This window comes from Cyanobium sp. NIES-981, assembly GCF_900088535.1.
In the GTDB taxonomy this organism is placed as follows: Bacteria; Cyanobacteriota; Cyanobacteriia; order PCC-6307; family Cyanobiaceae; genus NIES-981.
This window is the reverse complement of the sequence record NZ_LT578417.1, coordinates 1,246,752-1,263,512: the sequence shown is the minus strand read 5'-3', so window position 1 is coordinate 1,263,512 and position 16,761 is coordinate 1,246,752. Positions and strand designations below refer to the sequence as shown.

The 16,761-nt window shown below is 67.7% G+C and carries 19 protein-coding genes and 1 other RNA gene; 5 read left to right on the top strand and 15 right to left on the bottom strand.

Translation table 11 applies throughout. From position 1 onward, the window contains the following. Positions 1–95 precede the first annotated feature (95 nt). Both CBM981_RS15235 and CBM981_RS06400 read right to left on the bottom strand, forming a co-directional pair. Complete coding sequence (locus tag CBM981_RS15235; RefSeq protein WP_157665350.1) at positions 96–848, bottom strand: hypothetical protein; 753 nt, start codon at positions 846–848, stop codon at positions 96–98. 320 nt (positions 849–1,168) lie between these two features. Then, on the bottom strand, positions 1,169–1,306 hold the full coding sequence (locus tag CBM981_RS06400) for a hypothetical protein (protein ID WP_225867567.1): 138 nt from the start codon (positions 1,304–1,306) through the stop codon (positions 1,169–1,171). A gap of 92 nt (positions 1,307–1,398) precedes the next feature. Between CBM981_RS06400 and CBM981_RS06395 the strand changes: the two genes are divergently transcribed. After that, the gene (locus CBM981_RS06395) at positions 1,399–2,925 is read left to right on the top strand and encodes an IS5 family transposase (protein ID WP_225867339.1); all 1,527 of its coding nucleotides are present in this window, start codon (positions 1,399–1,401) and stop codon (positions 2,923–2,925) included. A 54-nt stretch (positions 2,926–2,979) separates the two neighbouring features. Here the strand turns inward: CBM981_RS06395 and CBM981_RS06390 are convergent, their stop codons facing one another. The 4 genes from CBM981_RS06390 to CBM981_RS06375 form a co-directional block, all read right to left on the bottom strand. Further along, entirely contained in the window at positions 2,980–3,168 is a 189-nt protein-coding gene (locus CBM981_RS06390) for a hypothetical protein (RefSeq protein WP_087067736.1), read from the bottom strand. Positions 3,169–3,226: 58 nt separating this feature from the next. Further along, the gene (locus CBM981_RS06385; RefSeq protein ID WP_087067735.1) at positions 3,227–4,216 is read right to left on the bottom strand and encodes an RAD52 family DNA repair protein; all 990 of its coding nucleotides are present in this window, start codon (positions 4,214–4,216) and stop codon (positions 3,227–3,229) included. An 85-nt stretch (positions 4,217–4,301) separates the two neighbouring features. Then, positions 4,302–4,928: a siphovirus Gp157 family protein gene (locus CBM981_RS06380; protein ID WP_087067734.1), complete on the bottom strand. Its 627-nt coding sequence runs from the start codon at positions 4,926–4,928 to the stop codon at positions 4,302–4,304. Between the two features lie 51 nt (positions 4,929–4,979). Continuing rightward, positions 4,980–5,492: an SLOG family protein gene (locus CBM981_RS06375; protein ID WP_225867566.1), complete on the bottom strand. Its 513-nt coding sequence runs from the start codon at positions 5,490–5,492 to the stop codon at positions 4,980–4,982. A 976-nt stretch (positions 5,493–6,468) separates the two neighbouring features. Here CBM981_RS06375 and CBM981_RS06370 point away from each other — a divergent pair. Continuing rightward, the gene (locus CBM981_RS06370) at positions 6,469–6,687 is read left to right on the top strand and encodes a hypothetical protein (protein WP_172820838.1); all 219 of its coding nucleotides are present in this window, start codon (positions 6,469–6,471) and stop codon (positions 6,685–6,687) included. A 47-nt stretch (positions 6,688–6,734) separates the two neighbouring features. Then, positions 6,735–7,037, top strand: coding sequence for a YciI family protein (locus CBM981_RS06365; RefSeq protein ID WP_087067732.1), 303 nt, complete (start codon positions 6,735–6,737; stop codon positions 7,035–7,037). 7 nt (positions 7,038–7,044) lie between these two features. On the opposite strand, the gene CBM981_RS06360 is transcribed toward CBM981_RS06365, so the two are convergent. From CBM981_RS06360 to CBM981_RS06330, 7 genes are all read right to left on the bottom strand, one after another. Then, positions 7,045–7,287 (bottom strand): hypothetical protein, encoded by a 243-nt coding sequence (locus CBM981_RS06360; protein WP_043368694.1) that lies wholly within the window; start codon positions 7,285–7,287, stop codon positions 7,045–7,047. A gap of 49 nt (positions 7,288–7,336) precedes the next feature. Beyond that, a complete protein-coding gene (gene cbiB, locus CBM981_RS06355) occupies positions 7,337–8,362 on the bottom strand; it encodes an adenosylcobinamide-phosphate synthase CbiB (RefSeq protein ID WP_087067731.1) in 1,026 nt (341 codons plus the stop codon). Positions 8,363–8,365: 3 nt separating this feature from the next. Continuing rightward, positions 8,366–9,430: a hypothetical protein gene (locus CBM981_RS06350; RefSeq protein ID WP_087067730.1), complete on the bottom strand. Its 1,065-nt coding sequence runs from the start codon at positions 9,428–9,430 to the stop codon at positions 8,366–8,368. Between the two features lie 61 nt (positions 9,431–9,491). Then, a complete protein-coding gene (gene ilvC, locus CBM981_RS06345) occupies positions 9,492–10,487 on the bottom strand; it encodes a ketol-acid reductoisomerase (protein ID WP_087067729.1) in 996 nt (331 codons plus the stop codon). Between the two features lie 93 nt (positions 10,488–10,580). Beyond that, positions 10,581–11,183: an ATP-dependent Clp protease proteolytic subunit gene (locus CBM981_RS06340; protein ID WP_087067728.1), complete on the bottom strand. Its 603-nt coding sequence runs from the start codon at positions 11,181–11,183 to the stop codon at positions 10,581–10,583. An 80-nt stretch (positions 11,184–11,263) separates the two neighbouring features. Further along, entirely contained in the window at positions 11,264–11,962 is a 699-nt protein-coding gene (locus CBM981_RS06335; protein WP_087067727.1) for an ATP-dependent Clp protease proteolytic subunit, read from the bottom strand. Positions 11,963–11,993: 31 nt separating this feature from the next. Beyond that, positions 11,994–13,175 carry a PIN/TRAM domain-containing protein gene (locus CBM981_RS06330; protein ID WP_225867565.1) on the bottom strand — a complete coding sequence of 394 codons (1,182 nt, stop codon included), beginning with the start codon at positions 13,173–13,175 and terminating at the stop codon, positions 11,994–11,996. Positions 13,176–13,275: 100 nt separating this feature from the next. Between CBM981_RS06330 and hemW the strand changes: the two genes are divergently transcribed. Beyond that, the gene (hemW, locus tag CBM981_RS06325) at positions 13,276–14,553 is read left to right on the top strand and encodes a radical SAM family heme chaperone HemW (protein WP_369801673.1); all 1,278 of its coding nucleotides are present in this window, start codon (positions 13,276–13,278) and stop codon (positions 14,551–14,553) included. On the opposite strand, the gene panB is transcribed toward hemW, so the two are convergent. Beyond that, the gene (panB, locus tag CBM981_RS06320; RefSeq protein WP_087069243.1) at positions 14,441–15,253 is read right to left on the bottom strand and encodes a 3-methyl-2-oxobutanoate hydroxymethyltransferase; all 813 of its coding nucleotides are present in this window, start codon (positions 15,251–15,253) and stop codon (positions 14,441–14,443) included. The two genes, hemW and panB, sit on opposite strands and share 113 nt — an antisense overlap. A 46-nt stretch (positions 15,254–15,299) precedes the next feature. Between panB and ffs the strand changes: the two genes are divergently transcribed. Further along, positions 15,300–15,396: signal recognition particle sRNA small type (gene ffs, locus CBM981_RS06315), an RNA gene on the top strand. A 51-nt stretch (positions 15,397–15,447) separates the two neighbouring features. On the opposite strand, the gene ftsZ is transcribed toward ffs, so the two are convergent. Further along, on the bottom strand, positions 15,448–16,554 hold the full coding sequence (ftsZ, locus tag CBM981_RS06310) for a cell division protein FtsZ (protein ID WP_087069242.1): 1,107 nt from the start codon (positions 16,552–16,554) through the stop codon (positions 15,448–15,450). Positions 16,555–16,761 lie beyond the last annotated feature (207 nt).

Sequence of the window (16,761 nt, the reverse complement as noted above, 5' to 3'; positions counted from 1 at the left end):
CCAGCACTCCCTCGGCCAGGGGGCGGCGATGGGCAACGAGCTTGCTACTCCAGATCAAACCCGCCAGCAATTCCTTGAGTCTACCTGCATCAGGCCTACGACTCAATAAATGAATAACGGGTTATTAGGTTATTCCGATCTGAGTGAGGCCGGCCGTTGATGTCAACGCCTCCAATATAGTATCTGTGCCCGCTGAGTCTCCCGAATGTCTCGAAGTCTCCATGCTCATCAAATCGACCGTATTGTATATTTCCTCCAACGGATCTAATCGATGGATCATTTATTACTCTACCGAGCGAAGCGTGAGCGGCGCTGAGCAGACTTGAGCAGAAAGTCGAGTCAAGCACGTCTCTAAACGCCTTGTCGCCGTTTCCGATCTCGTAGATACTGGGCTGCGGAGGCAAGACATGCCACCTTGTCTCAAAGCCGTCTTCTTTGTTCTGGCTAATCGAAAACTGGGCGAGCTTCACGACCTTTGCCGTGGGACAGAGTCCACTGAAAAAGAAATCAACCGTAAGATCGACGTGAAGTTCACTAACAAGGCGCTGACAGACCTCATCATAGAAGTTCTGAACATAAGAGCATATATCCGAAAAGCTGACATCATAGAACGGCCACCTCTGGATACTGGCAAGTGCAATGTCCAAGTAGGACTTGAGGATTTGCATTCCGGTAAAACTGCCGGAGAAGCAGATTCCGTAGTTCTTGTCGAAATAAGTTGGCAAGACCGTTGGGTCGCCCGAGGCATTCGTTTCTTGAGGGTCAAATATTCTTACCCTTGCTGGCAGTACTTTGACCGCAATTTCTGAGTGATAACCATTCATCGTCGCTGTGGAGTCAGAGAGCATATGGATGCTCTCGTTTTCGTCAATTACCGCGACGCATAGTGTCATAGCGATTAGCTGTCGTGAAATTTATATGCAACTTAGTGGCTGACTGTCATCTCTGCCGGCGCTTTTGGTCGCAGAGCTTCCGCGCTTTTTCCGATTCAGCTCCCAGCGTCGCTTGAGCAGTGGCACCAACTGATCCGGCAGCAGCTCATCGCTGGTGATCTCTAGCCGCTGGCTCCAGCGATCACAGAGGGTGGGCCGGAAGTGCCGCACCTGGCGGCCGCCTGAGATCCAGGTCTCCCGAGGCGACAGCGGCGGCCTGTTCCCAGGTCCACGGCTCACGCCACCTCAGGCGCCCAGCCCTTCTGCCGCGCCTGGTCGTCGGTCCAACCCTGGCAGCGGCTGGTGAGGTGCTCGCCGTGGGCGATCAGGCCCTGGTGCAGTTGGCAGGTGGGGCCTCCTGAGAAAAGCCACATCCACTGCAGCGCAATGGATGTGAGCAGTTTTCTCGGCTAAAATGTACGAGATTGGGCTCGTTTGCGCCCAAAAGCCGCCCAGAGTTTTCCACATGTACCGACGTGAGCATCGTGATCAGCTCTCGTTCGAGGACTTCTTCCTGCCGTTTGGAGGAAAGCTCTCTGGTGACAATCGCTGGATCAAGCTGGCTGAGCTGATCCCATGGGATGAGCTGGAAGGTGACTATGCAGCTCAGTTCTGCAAGGGCTTTGGCGCCCCGGCAAAGCCATTTCGCATGGCACTGGGCGCCCTGATCATCAAGGCCCGCATGGGGCTGACTGATGAAGAACTGGTTGAGCAAATCAAAGAGAACCCCTATCTCCAGTTCTTCATCGGCCTGGAGGCATTTCAGTACTCGGCTCCGTTTGACCCATCAATGATGGTGTACTTCCGGAAGCGGCTGCCAGATTCGGTCGTGAATGACTGCAATGAACGAATCGTGCGTCACGGTCTGAACGTGATCCGTTCGTCTGCAGTTGATGAGCACGACAGCAGCGATGGAGGCGGAGCCGGGAGCGCAGCTGATCAGAAGATTGAATCCAAAACGCCACGGCCAAATCAGGGGTCACTGCTGATTGATGCGACATGCGTTCCGGCAGATATTCGGCATCCAACGGATCTCTCGCTGCTCAATGAAGGCCGAGAGCTCACCGAGACTCTGATCGATGCCATGTATTCGCAGGTCAGAGAGTCCTTTGGTCACAAACCACGAACGCATCGGAAGCAGGCCAGGCAGCAGTTCCTCGCCGTGGCCAAGAAAAAACGCCCTCGGTTTCTCAAGATCCGCAAAGCGATCAAGCAACAGCTTGGGCATCTCAAGCGCAACCTTGCCAACATTGACGCCCTGACAGCCTGTGGCGCAAGCCTTCTGGCGGCTGGGCGGCATGCCTATCAGAAGCTGTTGGTTGTCAGTGAGCTGGTCCGCCAGCAGAACATTCTCTATCGCTCAGACACCAGAAGTATTCCCGCTCGCATCGTCAGCCTCTGTCAAGCGCACATCAGGCCAATTGTTCGCGGCAAGGCGAGGTGCAATGTTGAGTTCGGCGCCAAGATCTCACTTTCTGTCACCGATGAAGGATTTGCTTTCCTGGATCGGCTGAGCTTTGACCCCTACAACGAAGGGGAAGATCTGAAAGTTCAGGCCCAAGCCTATCGTCGTCGATACGGCTGCTATCCGGAGGTGATCTGCGCTGATCAGATCTACCGCACAAGATCAAATCGGGCATTCTGCCAGCGTCACGGCATTCGGCTGAGTGGGCCTCGTCTTGGTCGCCCGAAGAATGATCCGGAGTTGGTGGCAGCCGAGAGGCGGCAGTTCGTTGATGATCAAAGGCGGCGCAATGCTGTTGAAGGCAAGATCGGTCAAGGCAAGCGTCGCTATGGATTGGGATTGATCCGAGAGAAACTGCCGGCAACACAGGGTTCATCCATCGCGATGAATGTCCTGGTCATGAACCTCCAGAAGCTCCTGGAGCTTCTTTGTCTCTATTTTGTGCTCTGCTGGCAACTCTTGGTCTCCGCCGCACGGGCTCTGAGCTCCAGCAGCAGAGAGCTGAGTTGTCAGCTCAGCGGGGCCTGAGGATCACTCAGAGGTCGCCCGGGCAGGCTCATTGTGGTGCGCATTGCCCGCGGCTCACTTTCTCAGGAGGCCCCAGGTGAGCACGGGGATGCAGTTCACCCCGGCGTGGTGGCGGAACCAGTGGCAGGTCATGCAGGCCTTGCGGCTGCGGGTCTTGAGCAGCACGGCTTCATCGAGATAGGGCCAGTCCTCGATCTCGTCGGTGCGGGAAGGCTGCAGACGGGAGAGCGGGACCGGCACCATGACAACCAGGACATGCGTACGTCTGTACTAGCAGGGGATGCGCCTTGGCGCCAGGGGCTCAGTCGCTGCTCGCCTGGTGCTGCACGAGGAAGGTCTCAATCCAGTCGTGGTGGCACTTCTGGTTGATCCGATCGGCGATGGTGGCAGCGGCCTCGGGCACCTGGAACCGTTTGCGGAAGGCCCGGGTGAGGCTCTCCAGTAGTGGCCGGGGCAGGGCCCGGAGGGTGCTGTGGAGGTGCTGGATCGTCTCGGGATCGAGGGGCACCTGGCCGAGGTCGGCCGGGGCTGATGGCGGTGGTGTCGGGGCCGTGGCCTGGGTGTGGCCTTGGCCTGGGGAGGCGGCGGAAGCACCAGCCGACGGCCGGCTCACAGCAGACCGCTGCCCTGATTGACGCTGGGGCCCATCACCCTGGGCTGCTGCACTGCTGACCTGCCGCTGCGCCTTGTCGTAGAGGGCGAGGCCAAACGGATTCCCGAAGGTCATCAATGCCCGCTTCATGGCGTCGGTCTCGGCTTCCTTGAGGGCGGATTCGTGGGCCTGGCCCAGGTCAACGTCGATGCCGTGGCCGGCACCGCTGCCCTCGCGAACCAGGGGTGCCAGACCTCCAGCGGTGACGGTGACGCGCACACGGGCGGTGTAGGTGACGCCCCAGCCAGGCTTCTGGTCCCGACCGATCAACCGCTCGGCCTGGGCGACGCAGCGGACCGCGATGGTCTGCCGCTGCCAGCCGTCAAAGCCAAAGATCCGGTTGGCTTCCGCGATCACCTGCCAACCCTCCAGGTAGCTCACCCGGCTGCGGCCCTGCTCCCGCTGGCGGACGTTGGCCCGATTGAGTGGGGCGGAGAGCGCCGCGAGCTGCTCGGGGGAGAACCCGGAGGGCTGAGCCTGGGGGGCTTCCGGCGCTGAGGCTGGTGCGGGCTCTGGAGCTGGAGCGACCCCATCACGATCAGCGGAGCGGATCAGCTCCAGGGCTGAGGGAGGCCTCTGGACGGGGCGAGGTGCAGCGGGCCTGCTGGTCCCGTTGGCGGAAGGGGCGGCGACGGTCATGGCGATGGAAGCAAAAGAGTGTGAGGAGCGAAGGGGGCCCCGGCTGCCCAGCAAGGACCCCAGTTGCGAGGGGCTTATGCCCCGTTCAACAGATGCGCCAGGAGCGGCGGGAGATCATTTGGACGCCGGGGATCTCCCTGCCTGCTTTCAGGGCCTCTTTGATGGCGGCCTTATCCGGCTTGCTGGTGGTGGTGAAGCTCAGCCACTGGGGATCGAGGGCGTCCTCGTCGTCGATCTCGACGGCCTGCGACTTGCGGGAGCTGAGCTCGTGATTGGGGAAGGAGAAGCGCGTGGCTGTGGGCTGCAGGCGGGTGAGCACCAGGACCAGCGACTCCTCCAGCGCATCGGCCCGGCCGGCATCGGATCGCGACAGCTCGGTGAGCCGTTTGGCCTGCTGCTGGCGGTAGGCGGCCTGACTGCGCAGGTGCTCGATCACCCAGCAGGTGGCATCGGCCTTGGCGGCGAGGGCGTGCTTGTTGCCCTCTTCGGCCAGCAGGGCGGCCTCGAGCTCGGCCAGGGCCAGGGCGCGGGTGTCGTCATCGGCTTCCAGCTGCTCAGCCAACTGGCCGATGGCGGTGGTGAGCTCCTGGGCCTCGATGCCCAGCTGCCAGAGGGAACCGGATCGCTGCAGGGAGCAGGTAGGGCCTGAGGCGATGGCCCCTGGGGCAGGGACACCCACAGGAGCCGCGGGGATGGGGGTGAGGACAGCCATGGGATGGACGGCGATGGAATAGGGATGGAGTCAGCGGCAATGCCGCTGGGATCAAGGGACAGCGGGGGCTTGGCTGATCTGCGCCACGGCGATCGGCACAGGGGAACTGGCGGCCATGCGCCGGGCCTGCTGCACCAGTGAGGCGGTGCCGGCACCACCGGGGAACGCCACCACCAGCACGGCAACCGGGGCCGCGGCGGACGTGAGGGCCACGGCCCGGCTGACCGCCAGCTCGAGCAGCTCACGATTGCGGATCGGCCCGGCAGCGCGGCCATGGCGGCGCCAATCGGCGGGGAGCACCCCAACAGGCCAGCCCAGCTGACGGGCGGCGCGGCCGATGGCGCGATCAGCGCCACGGGCCCCGCCATGGAGCAGCTCATGCACGAGCTGGCCACTGGTGCGGGCCCCCAGGGCAGCGGCGATCTGCTGGGGCGACCAAAGGAGATCGCGGCCACCACCGGCGACGACCACCCGACCAGCGCGGACGGGCCGCAGCGGGGTGATCACGGCCGGCGCCAGCAACGGCACAACCGAATGGCTGCCCAATGCGGCGGCCTGGACCACCACAGAAGGGTGTGAATTCATGACCTACGGAGCAAACGAACGGAGCAGGTTGTCTCGGGATTTCGTTGCCGCAGGCGATGGGCTCGGGGCCTTTGGCGTAGCCCATATTCTACCAGTACAGAAGCACTGGCTAGCCAGTAGGGCCCAGCCGCTGCAATGCTTCTCAAGGAATGACTGCCTCTGGCCTGGCGAGGGAAAATGGAGAGCTTCTGGTCACGATCTTGAGGCTTCTAGATGCATCGGCCGTGCAGCCGTGCGCGCCAACATCAGACCTTCTCCCCATCAAGCTGGTGCCTTTCATGCGCCAGGCCACCGCAGCCGCGGGAGCACCACTTCGCTATTCCTTCACCCCATGGCACCCCCGCTAAGGGCGGCGGCGGCGACCGACGCAGGCCACGGCGCAGCCGTGGCACGCTGAGGGAGGCCGCTGCCGGCCGCAGCTCCTTGGGGAGAGGCGAGCGCCGCGACCTCCCGTTGATCACGACTCGGGGAACATTTGCCCCAGCGGCCTCTGATCGCCACCATGGCTTGATGAGCACCAGGCAGCTGTCTCTCCTGGCCTCAGGCCATCAAGCATCAGGGGTGGACAGGCCCAAGTCAATGTCCCCGGAGGTCCCAGTCGATCCGCCAGAAGCCCGCCAAAGAGGTGGTGCAAATGGTGGTGTATTGACCGGATCTCCCGCAGAGAACCCAGTCATGCCAATGACTAATAAGACCAGTTCAGAGGACACCCTCTCCGTTCTTCTGGCGCCGTGCCTGTCGGGGCTGGTCCTGTCGCCGCCCATGAAAAAGGCGGAGACCTGATGGTGTCCGCCCGAGGAACGTCGTGTGAAATTGTATTACAGACCGTGAACCGCCTTTCTCAGGGTGGCGGGTGCCCTGGTGACGGCTGGCCGAGCGGCGTCGGTGTGCCGTTCTGGCGCCCCTCCGGCGCCGTGTCTAGGTTGGACTCAGCTCCAGCCCACTGGTGACGGTGATGCGGATCACCCAGTGCGACGGCCAGTTCCTGGTCTCGTTGAATGCCCAGGAGGCGTCACGCCTGATGGATGCCTGCGCCATGGTCGTGCTGGCGGCGGATTCCGTGCCGGTGGCCACCCTGCCCCGCGAGATGGCCATCCTGCTGGGTGACCTGTTCGAAGGGCTGCGGGCTCCAGCCAGCTGCGCGGCCTCCGGCGAGCAGGCTCCCGAGGCCTGAATGGAGGGGCTGCCGGCCTGGCTTCTGAGCCGCCTGCGGGAGGGGAGATGGCCTGGTTCGTGAAGCTGGAGGAGGGCATCGTCACCAAGGCCCGCTTCGATGCGGTCGTCCCGGAGCACCTCGCCTGGCTGGCCCAGCTGGAGCGCCAGGGGCACCGCCCGGTGAGTGGCTACTGGGCCGACCGCCGCGGCTGCAACGGCGACGGCGCCGGTGGCATGCTGCTGTTCTGGGCCGACAGCTGGGAGGAGGCCGATGCCCTGGTCCGGCAGGATCCGCTCATCCGCCACGGCTGCGTGCGCTGGACCCTCCACGCCTGGACCACGGTGTTCGGCAGCCCCGGCGCCCACTAGAGCCGGTTCAGGAGTGGAACAGCAGCACCAGTCCGGAACTGATCTGGTGAAACTCCCGTTCCTCCCGGCTGAGGTCCAGGCCCACCTGCAGCCCCTCCTTGAGCGCATCCTCGTAGGGCGGAGCGGTGGGCGCCTTGCCGGCGTGCCACAGGGCCGCGATGCCGACCGGTGTGGCATGCCACCGGAAACAGGCAGTGGTCCCGATGTCCGGCTCCTGGAGGGCTTCTTCAAGGAGTTCGCGAATCGGCATGGGCCCAGGAACGTGCAAGCAGCTTCGGCAGTTCCTCGAGGCACGGCAATCAGCTGAGAGCTTTCGTGATGAAAAGGGCCAGGATCCCAGTGAGCAGGCCCGCTCCCAGCCACAGCCCCTCCAGCCGCGCCGAGAGCCGCAGCATGGCGTCCACAGCCGTGGCATCGGGCGCTGGCGATCCAGCGGCCAGCAGCGGTTTGCGCGTCGCGCTGCCGCCGTAGCGGTTGACGCCCCCCAGCTGCACCCCCACGACGTGGGCATAGGCCGCCTGCGACACCCCGGCATTGGGGGAGGGATCCGGGGCCCCGTCCCGCAGGGCGCATTGCAGCACCCCCCACGCCCGCGCAGGACCGCCGCCGCCCACCAGCGGCAGGGTGAGGGCCACCAGCCTGCAGGGCAGCCACACCAGCAGGTCATCGAGCCTGGCGCCGGCGGTGCCCAGCCAGGTGAGCCGGCCGCGGCGGTAGCCCAGCATCGAGTCCAGCGTGCTGGCCGCCTTGAAGCCCCAGGCCAGGCCCAGGGGCCCCGGCGCCCCGGGCAGCCACCCGCCGAGCAGGATTCCGGCCAGCATCCAGAACAGGGGAGCGAACAGCCCGTCCACGGCGTTCTCGCTGGCCGTTTCGGCCAGGGCCCGCAGGATGGCCTCCCGGTCGAGCTCCGCCGTGTCGCGTCCCACGATCCAGGCCAGGCGCCGGCGGGCCGGCTCCAGATCCTCCGCGCCGGATCTGCACAGCTCCAGCACGGCCCGCACCGCCTGATCCAGGCTCCTGCCGGCCAGGGCGCTGGCCAGGGCGATCACCAGCACCACCTGCCCCAGGGCATGGCGGCGGGCCCAGGCCTCCAGCAGCCAGCCGGCCGTCCCACTCGCGGCCACCACCAGCAGCGTGATGGCGAGGCCGGCCCAGCGCAGCCGGCCCGGCCGGTCGCCGGCCCAGCTCTCGGCCCGCCACCGCAGCCGGCTGATCAGCCAGCCCATCACCTGCACCGGGTGCAGCCAGCTGGCGGGATCGCCCACCAGGCGGTCGAGGCCGGCGGCGGCGGCCACCGCCGCCGTGTACAGCAGACCAGGCGGCATCGCTCAGGGGCTGGAGGGCCGCAGCGGCTGGCGGCCCAGGGGCCAGGCCACCCCCAGGAAGGCCAGCAGCTGCAGCGGCAGGGCCAGTCCCAGCCCCAGGGCCTGGCTCAGCAGGCCCATGCCCAGGCTGCCCGCCAGGCCGCCGATGGCCCCTGAGCGCTGCAGCACCTGCCAGCGCAATGGGGCATCACCGAGCGGACCCATCCCCTCCACCAGGGCGCCGTCGCAGGCGGCCGCGAGGGCACCCAGCGGCAGGAACAACAGCACCGTGGCCCAGCCGGGGGTGAGCTGCCCCACAGCCAGCAGAGCGGCCATCAGGCCGTAGCGCAGGGGGCCGGCCAGGACCGGCAGCAGGCCCGTGCAGCCGCGGCCGAGTCCGTAGGCCGCCAGCACCATGCCGAAGTCGAAGCAGTTGCCCGCCCCCACCTCCCGCACCCAGAGGGGCAGCAGGGCGAAGAGGCCACCGAACAGCAGCCCCTGAAGGGCGCAGCGTCGGTTGAAGGGAATGGCCTGGCCCGCCGGTGCGGCCGGCGCCGTGCGTGGTGGCTCCGCCGGGGTGTCGCCGCTGCCGAGGGCGGGCACGCCCAGGGGCAGCAGCAGCAGCAGGGCCGGAGCGAACTGCAGGGCGGCCGGAAACAGCAGGGCCGTGAGCAGATTGCCCAGCAGTCCCCCGAGATCGGTGCCGCGGCGCAGGCCCTCGATGGTGCTGCCCCGCCCCTGCAGCAGGCGGCGTTGCAGGGGCAGCTGGCTCATCTCCAGGCCGAGGCCGAACAGCAGCACCGCCAGCAGGGAGATCGGCAGCAGCACCCATTGGGGCAGGGCACCGCTCAGCTGGCCGAGTCCCACTCCCAGCAGCGCCAGTGCGGCGGCCAGCTGCAGGCCGTAGCCCGTGGCACGGCGTTGCAGGGGCAGCAGGACCGGCAGGGTGGCCAGGGCCGGCAGCAGGCTGTTCAGCAGCGGCGAGGCCGTGAGTCCGCTCACCAGCCACGCCGTGGCGGCCAGGGTGAGGCTGCTGCCGGCCTGGGCACTGCCCCAGAGCAGGGAGGGGGGAACGGAACGGAGGCGCATGGCCCTCGGGGCAGGGGGAGCGGCCGGCCCGGGTGCCGGCCGCCGGCGCGGCGGCTCCGGCTCAGGCGGCCTTCAACCAGCTGAACATGGAACGCAGGCCCTTGCCCACCTGCTCGATCGGGTGCTGGGAATCGCGCTCGCGGATCCGCTTCATCTCGGGCTTGCCCGCTTCGCATTCGGCCACGAAGTTCCTGGCGAAGGTGCCGTCCTGGATGTCGGCCAGGATGCGCTTCATCTCGGCCTTGGTGTCGGCGGTGATCAGGCGCGGGCCGCTCACGTAGTCGCCGTACTCGGCGGTGTTGGAGATGGAATCGCGCATGGCGGTGAGGCCGCCCTTCACCATCAGATCCACGATCAGCTTCACCTCGTGCAGGCACTCGAAGTAGGCCAGCTCGGGCTGGTAGCCGGCTTCCACCAGGGTTTCGAAGCCCGCCTTCACCAGCTCGCTCAGGCCGCCGCAGAGCACGGCCTGCTCGCCGAACAGGTCGGTTTCGGTCTCCTCCTTGAAGTTGGTTTCGAGGATGCCGGCGCGGGTGCCGCCGATGCCCTTGGCGTAGGCCATGGCCAGGTCGCGGGCCTGGCCGCTGGCGTCCTGCTGCACGGCGAACAGGGCCGGCACGCCCATGCCGTTCTGGTACTCCCAGCGCACCGTGTGGCCGGGACCCTTCGGCGCGATCATCACCACATCCACGTCGGCGGGGGGCTGGATCAGGCCGAAGCGGATGTTGAAGCCGTGGGCGAAGCTCAGCACCTTTCCGGCGCTCAGATGGGGCGCGATCTCCTTCTCGTAGATCGTCTTCTGGATCTCATCGGGCAGCAGCACCATGATCCAGTCGGCCTTGGCGCAGGCGTCGGCGACGCTGAGCACCTCGAGGCCGTCGGCCCGGGCCTTCTCGGCGGAGCGGCTGCCCTCGTAGAGGCCCACCACCACGTTCACGCCGCTGTCCTTGAGGTTCAGGGCATGGGCATGGCCCTGGGAGCCGTAGCCGATGATGGCCACCGTCTTGCCCTCCAGCAGGCTGAGATCGGCGTCGGAGTCGTAGAAGAGCTGGGCCATCCGGGCAGGTGCGCAGGCAGGGAGCAAGGGTCGAGCTTACGCAAGGGCCCGGCCTGGTTCCTTGGTTGACCCGCCGGGTTGGTCCGGGCGGGCTCAGGCCTCGCTGGGATGGGCGATCACGCGGTCGATCAGGCCATAGTCCTTCGCTTCGGCGGCGCTGAGGAAGTAGTCGCGGTCGGTGTCCTTCTCGATCTTCTCGAAGGGCTGGCCCGTCATGTCGGCCATGCTGTGGTTGAGCATGTCCTTGATGCGCAGGATCTCCTTGGCCTCGATGGCGATGTCGCTGGCCTGGCGCTGGCTGGTGCCCCCCAGGGGCTGGTGGATCATGATGCGGCTGTGGGGCAGGGCGAGCCGCTTGCCCTTGGTGCCGGCGCCCAGCAGGAAGGCCCCCATCGAGGCGGCCAGGCCCACGCAGATCGTCACCACGTCACTCTTGACGTACTGCATCGTGTCGTAGATGGCCAGACCGGCCGTCACCGACCCGCCGGGGGAGTTGATGTACAGGTAGATGGGCTTGGAATTGTCCTCCGAATCGAGGTAGAGCATCTGGGCCACGAGGGCATTGGCCACCGCATCGTTCACCTCCGAGCCCAGAAACAGGATCCGCTCCACCCCCAGGCGGGTGTAGATGTCGACCCAGCGCTCGTACTGGCTGCCGGGCAGGCGGTAGGGAACGCTGGGGGTGCCGATGGGCATGGCTCGGGGGCGGCGGTGGGGGTGGTGGAGAGAAAGGGTTGGAGGCGGGGAGCCGTGACGGGGGTGGGACGGCAGCCGGTTCAGCCGATGCCGGCCGGGCTGCGATCGCCCGCCAAGGGCACGCCGGCGGGAAGATCCTTCTGGCTGGTGAGCACCCGGTCGATCAGGCCGTATTCCCTGGCCTGCTCCGCCGTGAGGTAGGTCATGCGGTCGGAGTCCTTGGAGAGCTGCTCCACGCTCTTGCCGGTGTTGTCGGCCAGCATCTGCAGCATGGTGCGCTTGTTGTGCAGCACCTCCTGGGCGCGGATCTGGATGTCGCTGGCCTGGCCCTGGGCGCCGCTGCGGGGCTGATGCAGCACGATCGTGGCGTGGGGCAGGGCGGCCCGCTGGCCCTTGGTGCCGGCGCTGAGGATCATGGCGGCGGTGCCCATGGCCTGGCCGATGCAGATCGTGTGCACCGGCGGCTTCACGTAGCGGATCGTGTCGGCGATGGCGAAGGCCTCGGTTTCGAAGCCGATGGCGTCGCCGGTGAACCAGGAGGTGCCGGTGGAGTTGATGTAGAAGAAGATCGGCTTCTCCGGGTTGTCGAACTCCAGATAGAGCAGCTGGGCAATGATGAGCTCGGTCACATCGATGCCCATCTGCCGCTTGGCCTGGTCGTCGCTGAACAGGGGCAGACCGAGGTACACGATCCGCTCCTTGAGCAGCAGGGAGGGCAGGTCGGGCGGCGGGGTGCGCAGCACGGCGGAATCGCCGTAGTAAGGAGCTGACACCGACATCCGCTGACCCTGGCTGGCACTGGGTTGGAGCCTAGCGGGAGGGCCTCGGCTTGCGCTTGCCGTTCCCAGGTGCGGATCGCTCCCCCCTGCCGGAGCGGGCGGCATGGCTGTCGCTGGCGGCGGGAGCGTCGCCGCCGCCGTGCTGGCCCGCGGCTTCCCACCGGGCGAACACGATCCGCCCGGTGGGGTTCTGCAGGGCGCCGGTGACGATCACCGGCAGCCGCTCGCCGATGTGCTGGCGCGCCCCTTCCACCACCACCATGGTGCCGTCGTCCAGGTAGCCCACCCCCTGGTCGGCCTCCTTGCCCTCGCGGGCGATCTTGAGCTGGAACTCGTCGCCGGGCTGCACCTCCGGCCGCAGCGCGATCACCAGCTCACTGAGGTTCACCACCCGCAGGCTCTTCACCTCGGCCACCTTGGCCAGGTTGTAGTCGGTGGTGAGCAGGGTGCCGCCCGTGTCGGCGGTGAGGGTCTGCAGCTTGTCGTCCACCCCCTTGCCCTCGTAGCGGGTGCTGTTCACCACCAGCCGCCGTCCGTACTGCTCGCGCAGCTCACTGAGCAGCTTCAGGCCGCGGCGGCCGCGGCCCCGCTTCTCGGCGTTGGCGGAGTCGGCCAGGGCCTGCAGTTCATCGATCACGCTCTGGGCCACGATCACCTGGCCCTCCAGCAGGCCGGAATCGAGCAGGCCGCGGATGCGGCCGTCGATGATCACGCTGGTGTCGAGGATCTTGGCGCTCGCCGGCCGCAGCACCCCTTCGGCCACCAGCAGGGCCTCGGTGGTGCCGGGGCTGAACAGGCGCAGCAGGGTGCGGCCGTGCACCTCCGCCAGGTTGTAGCCCGACACGCCGAAGAACACGTTGCTAAGCACCGCCGCCAGGGGTTTGACGAACACCACCTCCCAGGGCAGGGGCAGCAGCAGGATCGGCGCCAGCAGCAGGTTGGCCACCAGCAGGCCGAGGATCAGGCCCACGGCGCGGCTGATCAGCAGGTCGGTGGGCATGCTGCGCACCTGCTGCATCAGCCGGCGCCGCAGCTGGCCGAAGAACACCCCCGCGATCAGGCCGAAGAACGCCCCGAATCCCCCCAGCACGGTGCGCAGGCCCTCGGGGTTGTCCACCTGCACCAGCAGGTTTTCCGGCAGCAGGTCGACCCCCAGCCAGCCGGCGGCGGCGCCGGAGACCATGAACAGGATCAGGATGAGGGAGTCCACCATTGCCGCTGTGCGTGGCTGCCCCAGCAATCCACACCGCAGCTTGCCTGAAACCGGCCGCTTTGGCCGGCAGGGGTAACCGCACTTGATCGGTTCCGCACCGTTGGCCGTGTCCTTCCCCCCGCGCAGCGCCTACCTCCACATCCCCTTCTGTCACCGGCGCTGCTTTTATTGCGATTTCCCGATCGTCCCGCTGGGGGACCGCGCCGGAGCCGCACCCGGCCAGCCCGGTGCCGCCTCGATCGCGGCCTATCTGGCTCTGTTGCAGCGGGAGATCGCCCTGGCCCCGGCCGGGCCGCCCCTCAGCACCGTGTATTTCGGCGGCGGCACGCCCTCGTTGCTGGATCCGGGCCAGCTGGAGGGGCTGCTGCAGGCCCTGCGGCAGCACTTCGGCCTCGCGCCCGGCGCGGAGATCAGCCTGGAGCTGGATCCGGCCAGCTTCGATCGCGAGCGGCTGCGGGGCTATCTGGCCGCGGGGGTGAACCGGGTGAGCCTGGGGGGGCAGAGCTTCGATGACGGGGTGCTGCAGCAGCTGGGCCGTCGCCACGGCAGCCACGATCTGCGCCAGGCCGCCGGCTGGTTGGGGCAGGCCCACCGCAGCGGTGAGCTCGGCAGCTGGAGCCTGGATCTGATTCAGGCCGTGCCGGGCCAGACCCTGCCGGCCTGGCGCGACCAGCTGGGGCAGGCGATCGCCAGCGGCGCTCCCCATCTCTCGGTGTACGACCTCACGATCGAGCCCGGCACCGTCTTCGCCCGGCGGCTGGAGCAGGGCCGGCTGGAGCTGCCGGAGCACGACCTGGCCGCCGATCTCATGGACCTGACCAGCGCGGAGCTCGCGGCGGCGGGCTACGGCCGCTACGAGGTGTCGAACTACGCCCTGCCGGGCCATGCCGCGCGCCACAACCGCGTGTACTGGAGCGGCGCCGGCTGGTGGGGCTTCGGCATGGGGGCCACCGCGGCCCCCTGGGGGGACCGGCTGGCCCGGCCCCGCACCCGGGAGGCCTACGCGGCCTGGCTGGACGCGGAGGGCTGCCCGCCCGCGGCGCCGGAGGGGGCCGGGATGCCGGTGGAAGAGCGCCTGATGGTGGGTCTGCGCCGCCGGGAGGGGGTGCGGCTGCCGGCCCTGCTGCGCCGGGAGGGCTGGTCGGAGGCCGCGATCGCCGCCGGACTGATCGGGCTGCGCCGGCAGCTGGAGCCCTGGCGGGCCCGGGGACTGCTGCTGGAGGAGGGCGAGCGCTGGCGGCTGGCCGACCCCGGCGGTCTGGCCCTCAGCAATGCGGTGCTGCGGGAGCTGTGGGCCTGGTGGGATGCCGCTGGGAGCCCAGCCAGCGCTGCAGGGCCTCCACGGCCAGAGCCCGCCCCTGCAGCAGCGGCGGGCTGAACGGGGGCTGCCGGCTGGTGAGCCCCAGCAGATCGGCGGTGACGCGCACCTGGCCGTCGCAGGCCTCGCCGGCGCCGATGCCGATCACCGGGATCGCCAGGCTGGTGCTCAGGTGGGCGGCCACCTCGGCGGGCACATGTTCCACCACCAGGGCAAAGCAGCCCGCCTGCTCCAGGGCCCGGGCCTGGCGCTCCAGCCGCTGCCGGCCGGCGGCATCGGCGGCCTGGCGGCGGTAGCCGGTGCGATGCACCGCCTGGGGCGTGAGGCCCACGTGCCCCATCACCGGGATTCCGCTGCGCACCAGCCGGTCGACCACCGCCAGGGTTTCGGGTTCGGCGCCCTCCAGCTTCACCGCGGCGGCGGGGCTCTCCTTGAGCACACGCCCGGCCGCCGCCACCGCATCGTCGGCGGCGCACTGGTAGGAGAGGAAGGGCAGATCGCAGATCAGCAGCGGCTCCTGCCCCGGGGAGCACACGCTGGCCATGCCGCGCGCCGTGGCCCGGCAGTGGTGCAGCATCTCGTCGAGCGTCACCGGCAGGGTGGTGGCATGGCCGAGCACCACCATGGCCAGGGAGTCGCCCACCAGCACCGCGTCAGCGCCGGCCTCGGCCACCACCGCTCCGGAGAGGGCATCCCAGGCGGTGAGGATGCTGATCGGCAGGCCGGCCTGCTTGCGACGGGCCAGGTCGGCGGGGCGCAGCGGCACGGCGTGGGGGCGCGGAGGGGGCCATTGCTAGCATCCAGCCGACTCGGACCCACGCGGCTCTGACGCCCAAACCTGGTCAGGCCCGGAAGGGAGCAGCCACACGGGATGCTCAGGGCAGGCGTGGACTCCGGGTCACCCCATTCAGCCCCGCAGGCTCCCGGCAGCGCAGAGTGCTGGCCGGCTGAGGCTCAGCTGTCCTGCTCGTTGCTGCGGCCCTGGCGGTTGAGCAGGAAGGGCGGGATCTTGGCGCCCTTCTCCTCGCTGGCGGGGCTGTAGGGGGCGCTGCTGGTGAAGGTCATGGCCGGACGCTCCGTGCGGTAGGAGGTGCTGCCGTCGAAGCCGGTGGCGATCACGGTCACGTGGATCTCCCCTTCCAGCTTGTCGTCCACCACCGCGCCCACGATGATGTTGGCCTCGGGATCCACCACCTCGTAGATCACCTCGGAGGCGGTGGTCATGTCTTCCAGGGTCATGTCCTTGCCGCCGCTGATGTTGATCACGCAGCCCTTGGCGCCATCGATCCGCGCCGACTCCAGCAGCGGGCTGCTCATGGCCGCCTGGGCGGCCTCGCTGGCCCTGCTGCGGCCCGATCCCACGCCGATGCCGAGCAGAGCGGTGCCGGCATCGGCCATCACCGAGCGGATGTCGGCGAAGTCCACATTCACCAGGCCGGGCCTGGTGATGATGTCGCTGATGCCCTTCACCCCCATGCGCAGCACGTCATCGGCGGCGCGGAAGGCCTCGTTCAGGGGGGCACCGGCGATCTCGTCACGCAGCCGGTCGTTCGGGATCACGATCAGGGTGTCCACGTGCTCCGCCAGGCGGGCGATGCCCTCCTCCGCCTGACGCATCCGCTTGCGGCCCTCGAAGCTGAAGGGCTTGGTGACGATCCCCACCGTGAGGGCGCCCACCTCCTTGGCCACCTCCGCGAGGATCGGTGCCGCGCCGGTGCCGGTGCCGCCGCCCATGCCCGCGGCGATGAAGATCAGGTCGGCGCCCACCAGCGACTCCTGCAGTTCTGCCCGCGATTCCTCGGCGGCCTTCTGGCCGATCACCGGATTGCCGCCCGCGCCCAGGCCGCGGGTGAGCTTCTGGCCCAGCTGGGTGCGCTTCTGGGCCGCCGACTGCAGCAGGGCCTGGGCATCGGTGTTGAGCACCCGGTAGCCCAGACCCTGCAGGTCGGACGCGATCATCCGGTTGACGGCATTGCTGCCGCCACCACCCACGCCGATCACCTCGATGCGTGCCGACTGGCTGGGAACAATGCCGGCGGAGGTGGTCGGGGTATGGGTCATGGCAGCACGGGTGAGGTAGGCACCATTGGTGGAGGAGCCGTTGGGAGCCAGGGTGTGTTCACCGGTGTGGGTCGGCGGCACGAGCTTGGGGCCGTCGTCTTGCGCCATGGGGCAGAGGTGCCGGTGAGCTGGGCTGCATTATGTCGGTAGCAGGCCTTTCTGACCTTGTCACGGGCGACGGTTTGCCGGATTCCTCGCAGGACGGCA

What these genes read in the sequence shown, in the direction of transcription:
- CBM981_RS15235 (WP_157665350.1), bottom strand. Translation starts at nt 848, where the DNA reads ATGCTCTCTGACTCCACAGCGACGATGAATGGTTATCACTCAGAAATT.
- CBM981_RS06400 (WP_225867567.1), bottom strand. Translation starts at nt 1,306, where the DNA reads ATGTGGCTTTTCTCAGGAGGCCCCACCTGCCAACTGCACCAGGGCCTG.
- CBM981_RS06395 (WP_225867339.1), top strand. Translation starts at nt 1,399, where the DNA reads ATGTACCGACGTGAGCATCGTGATCAGCTCTCGTTCGAGGACTTCTTC.
- CBM981_RS06390 (WP_087067736.1), bottom strand. Translation starts at nt 3,168, where the DNA reads ATGGTGCCGGTCCCGCTCTCCCGTCTGCAGCCTTCCCGCACCGACGAG.
- CBM981_RS06385 (WP_087067735.1), bottom strand. Translation starts at nt 4,216, where the DNA reads ATGACCGTCGCCGCCCCTTCCGCCAACGGGACCAGCAGGCCCGCTGCA.
- CBM981_RS06380 (WP_087067734.1), bottom strand. Translation starts at nt 4,928, where the DNA reads ATGGCTGTCCTCACCCCCATCCCCGCGGCTCCTGTGGGTGTCCCTGCC.
- CBM981_RS06370 (WP_172820838.1), top strand. Translation starts at nt 6,469, where the DNA reads ATGCGGATCACCCAGTGCGACGGCCAGTTCCTGGTCTCGTTGAATGCC.
- CBM981_RS06365 (WP_087067732.1), top strand. Translation starts at nt 6,735, where the DNA reads ATGGCCTGGTTCGTGAAGCTGGAGGAGGGCATCGTCACCAAGGCCCGC.
- CBM981_RS06360 (WP_043368694.1), bottom strand. Translation starts at nt 7,287, where the DNA reads ATGCCGATTCGCGAACTCCTTGAAGAAGCCCTCCAGGAGCCGGACATC.
- cbiB (WP_087067731.1), bottom strand. Translation starts at nt 8,362, where the DNA reads ATGCCGCCTGGTCTGCTGTACACGGCGGCGGTGGCCGCCGCCGCCGGC.
- CBM981_RS06350 (WP_087067730.1), bottom strand. Translation starts at nt 9,430, where the DNA reads ATGCGCCTCCGTTCCGTTCCCCCCTCCCTGCTCTGGGGCAGTGCCCAG.
- ilvC (WP_087067729.1), bottom strand. Translation starts at nt 10,487, where the DNA reads ATGGCCCAGCTCTTCTACGACTCCGACGCCGATCTCAGCCTGCTGGAG.
- CBM981_RS06340 (WP_087067728.1), bottom strand. Translation starts at nt 11,183, where the DNA reads ATGCCCATCGGCACCCCCAGCGTTCCCTACCGCCTGCCCGGCAGCCAG.
- CBM981_RS06335 (WP_087067727.1), bottom strand. Translation starts at nt 11,962, where the DNA reads ATGTCGGTGTCAGCTCCTTACTACGGCGATTCCGCCGTGCTGCGCACC.
- CBM981_RS06330 (WP_225867565.1), bottom strand. Translation starts at nt 13,175, where the DNA reads ATGGTGGACTCCCTCATCCTGATCCTGTTCATGGTCTCCGGCGCCGCC.
- ftsZ (WP_087069242.1), bottom strand. Translation starts at nt 16,554, where the DNA reads ATGACCCATACCCCGACCACCTCCGCCGGCATTGTTCCCAGCCAGTCG.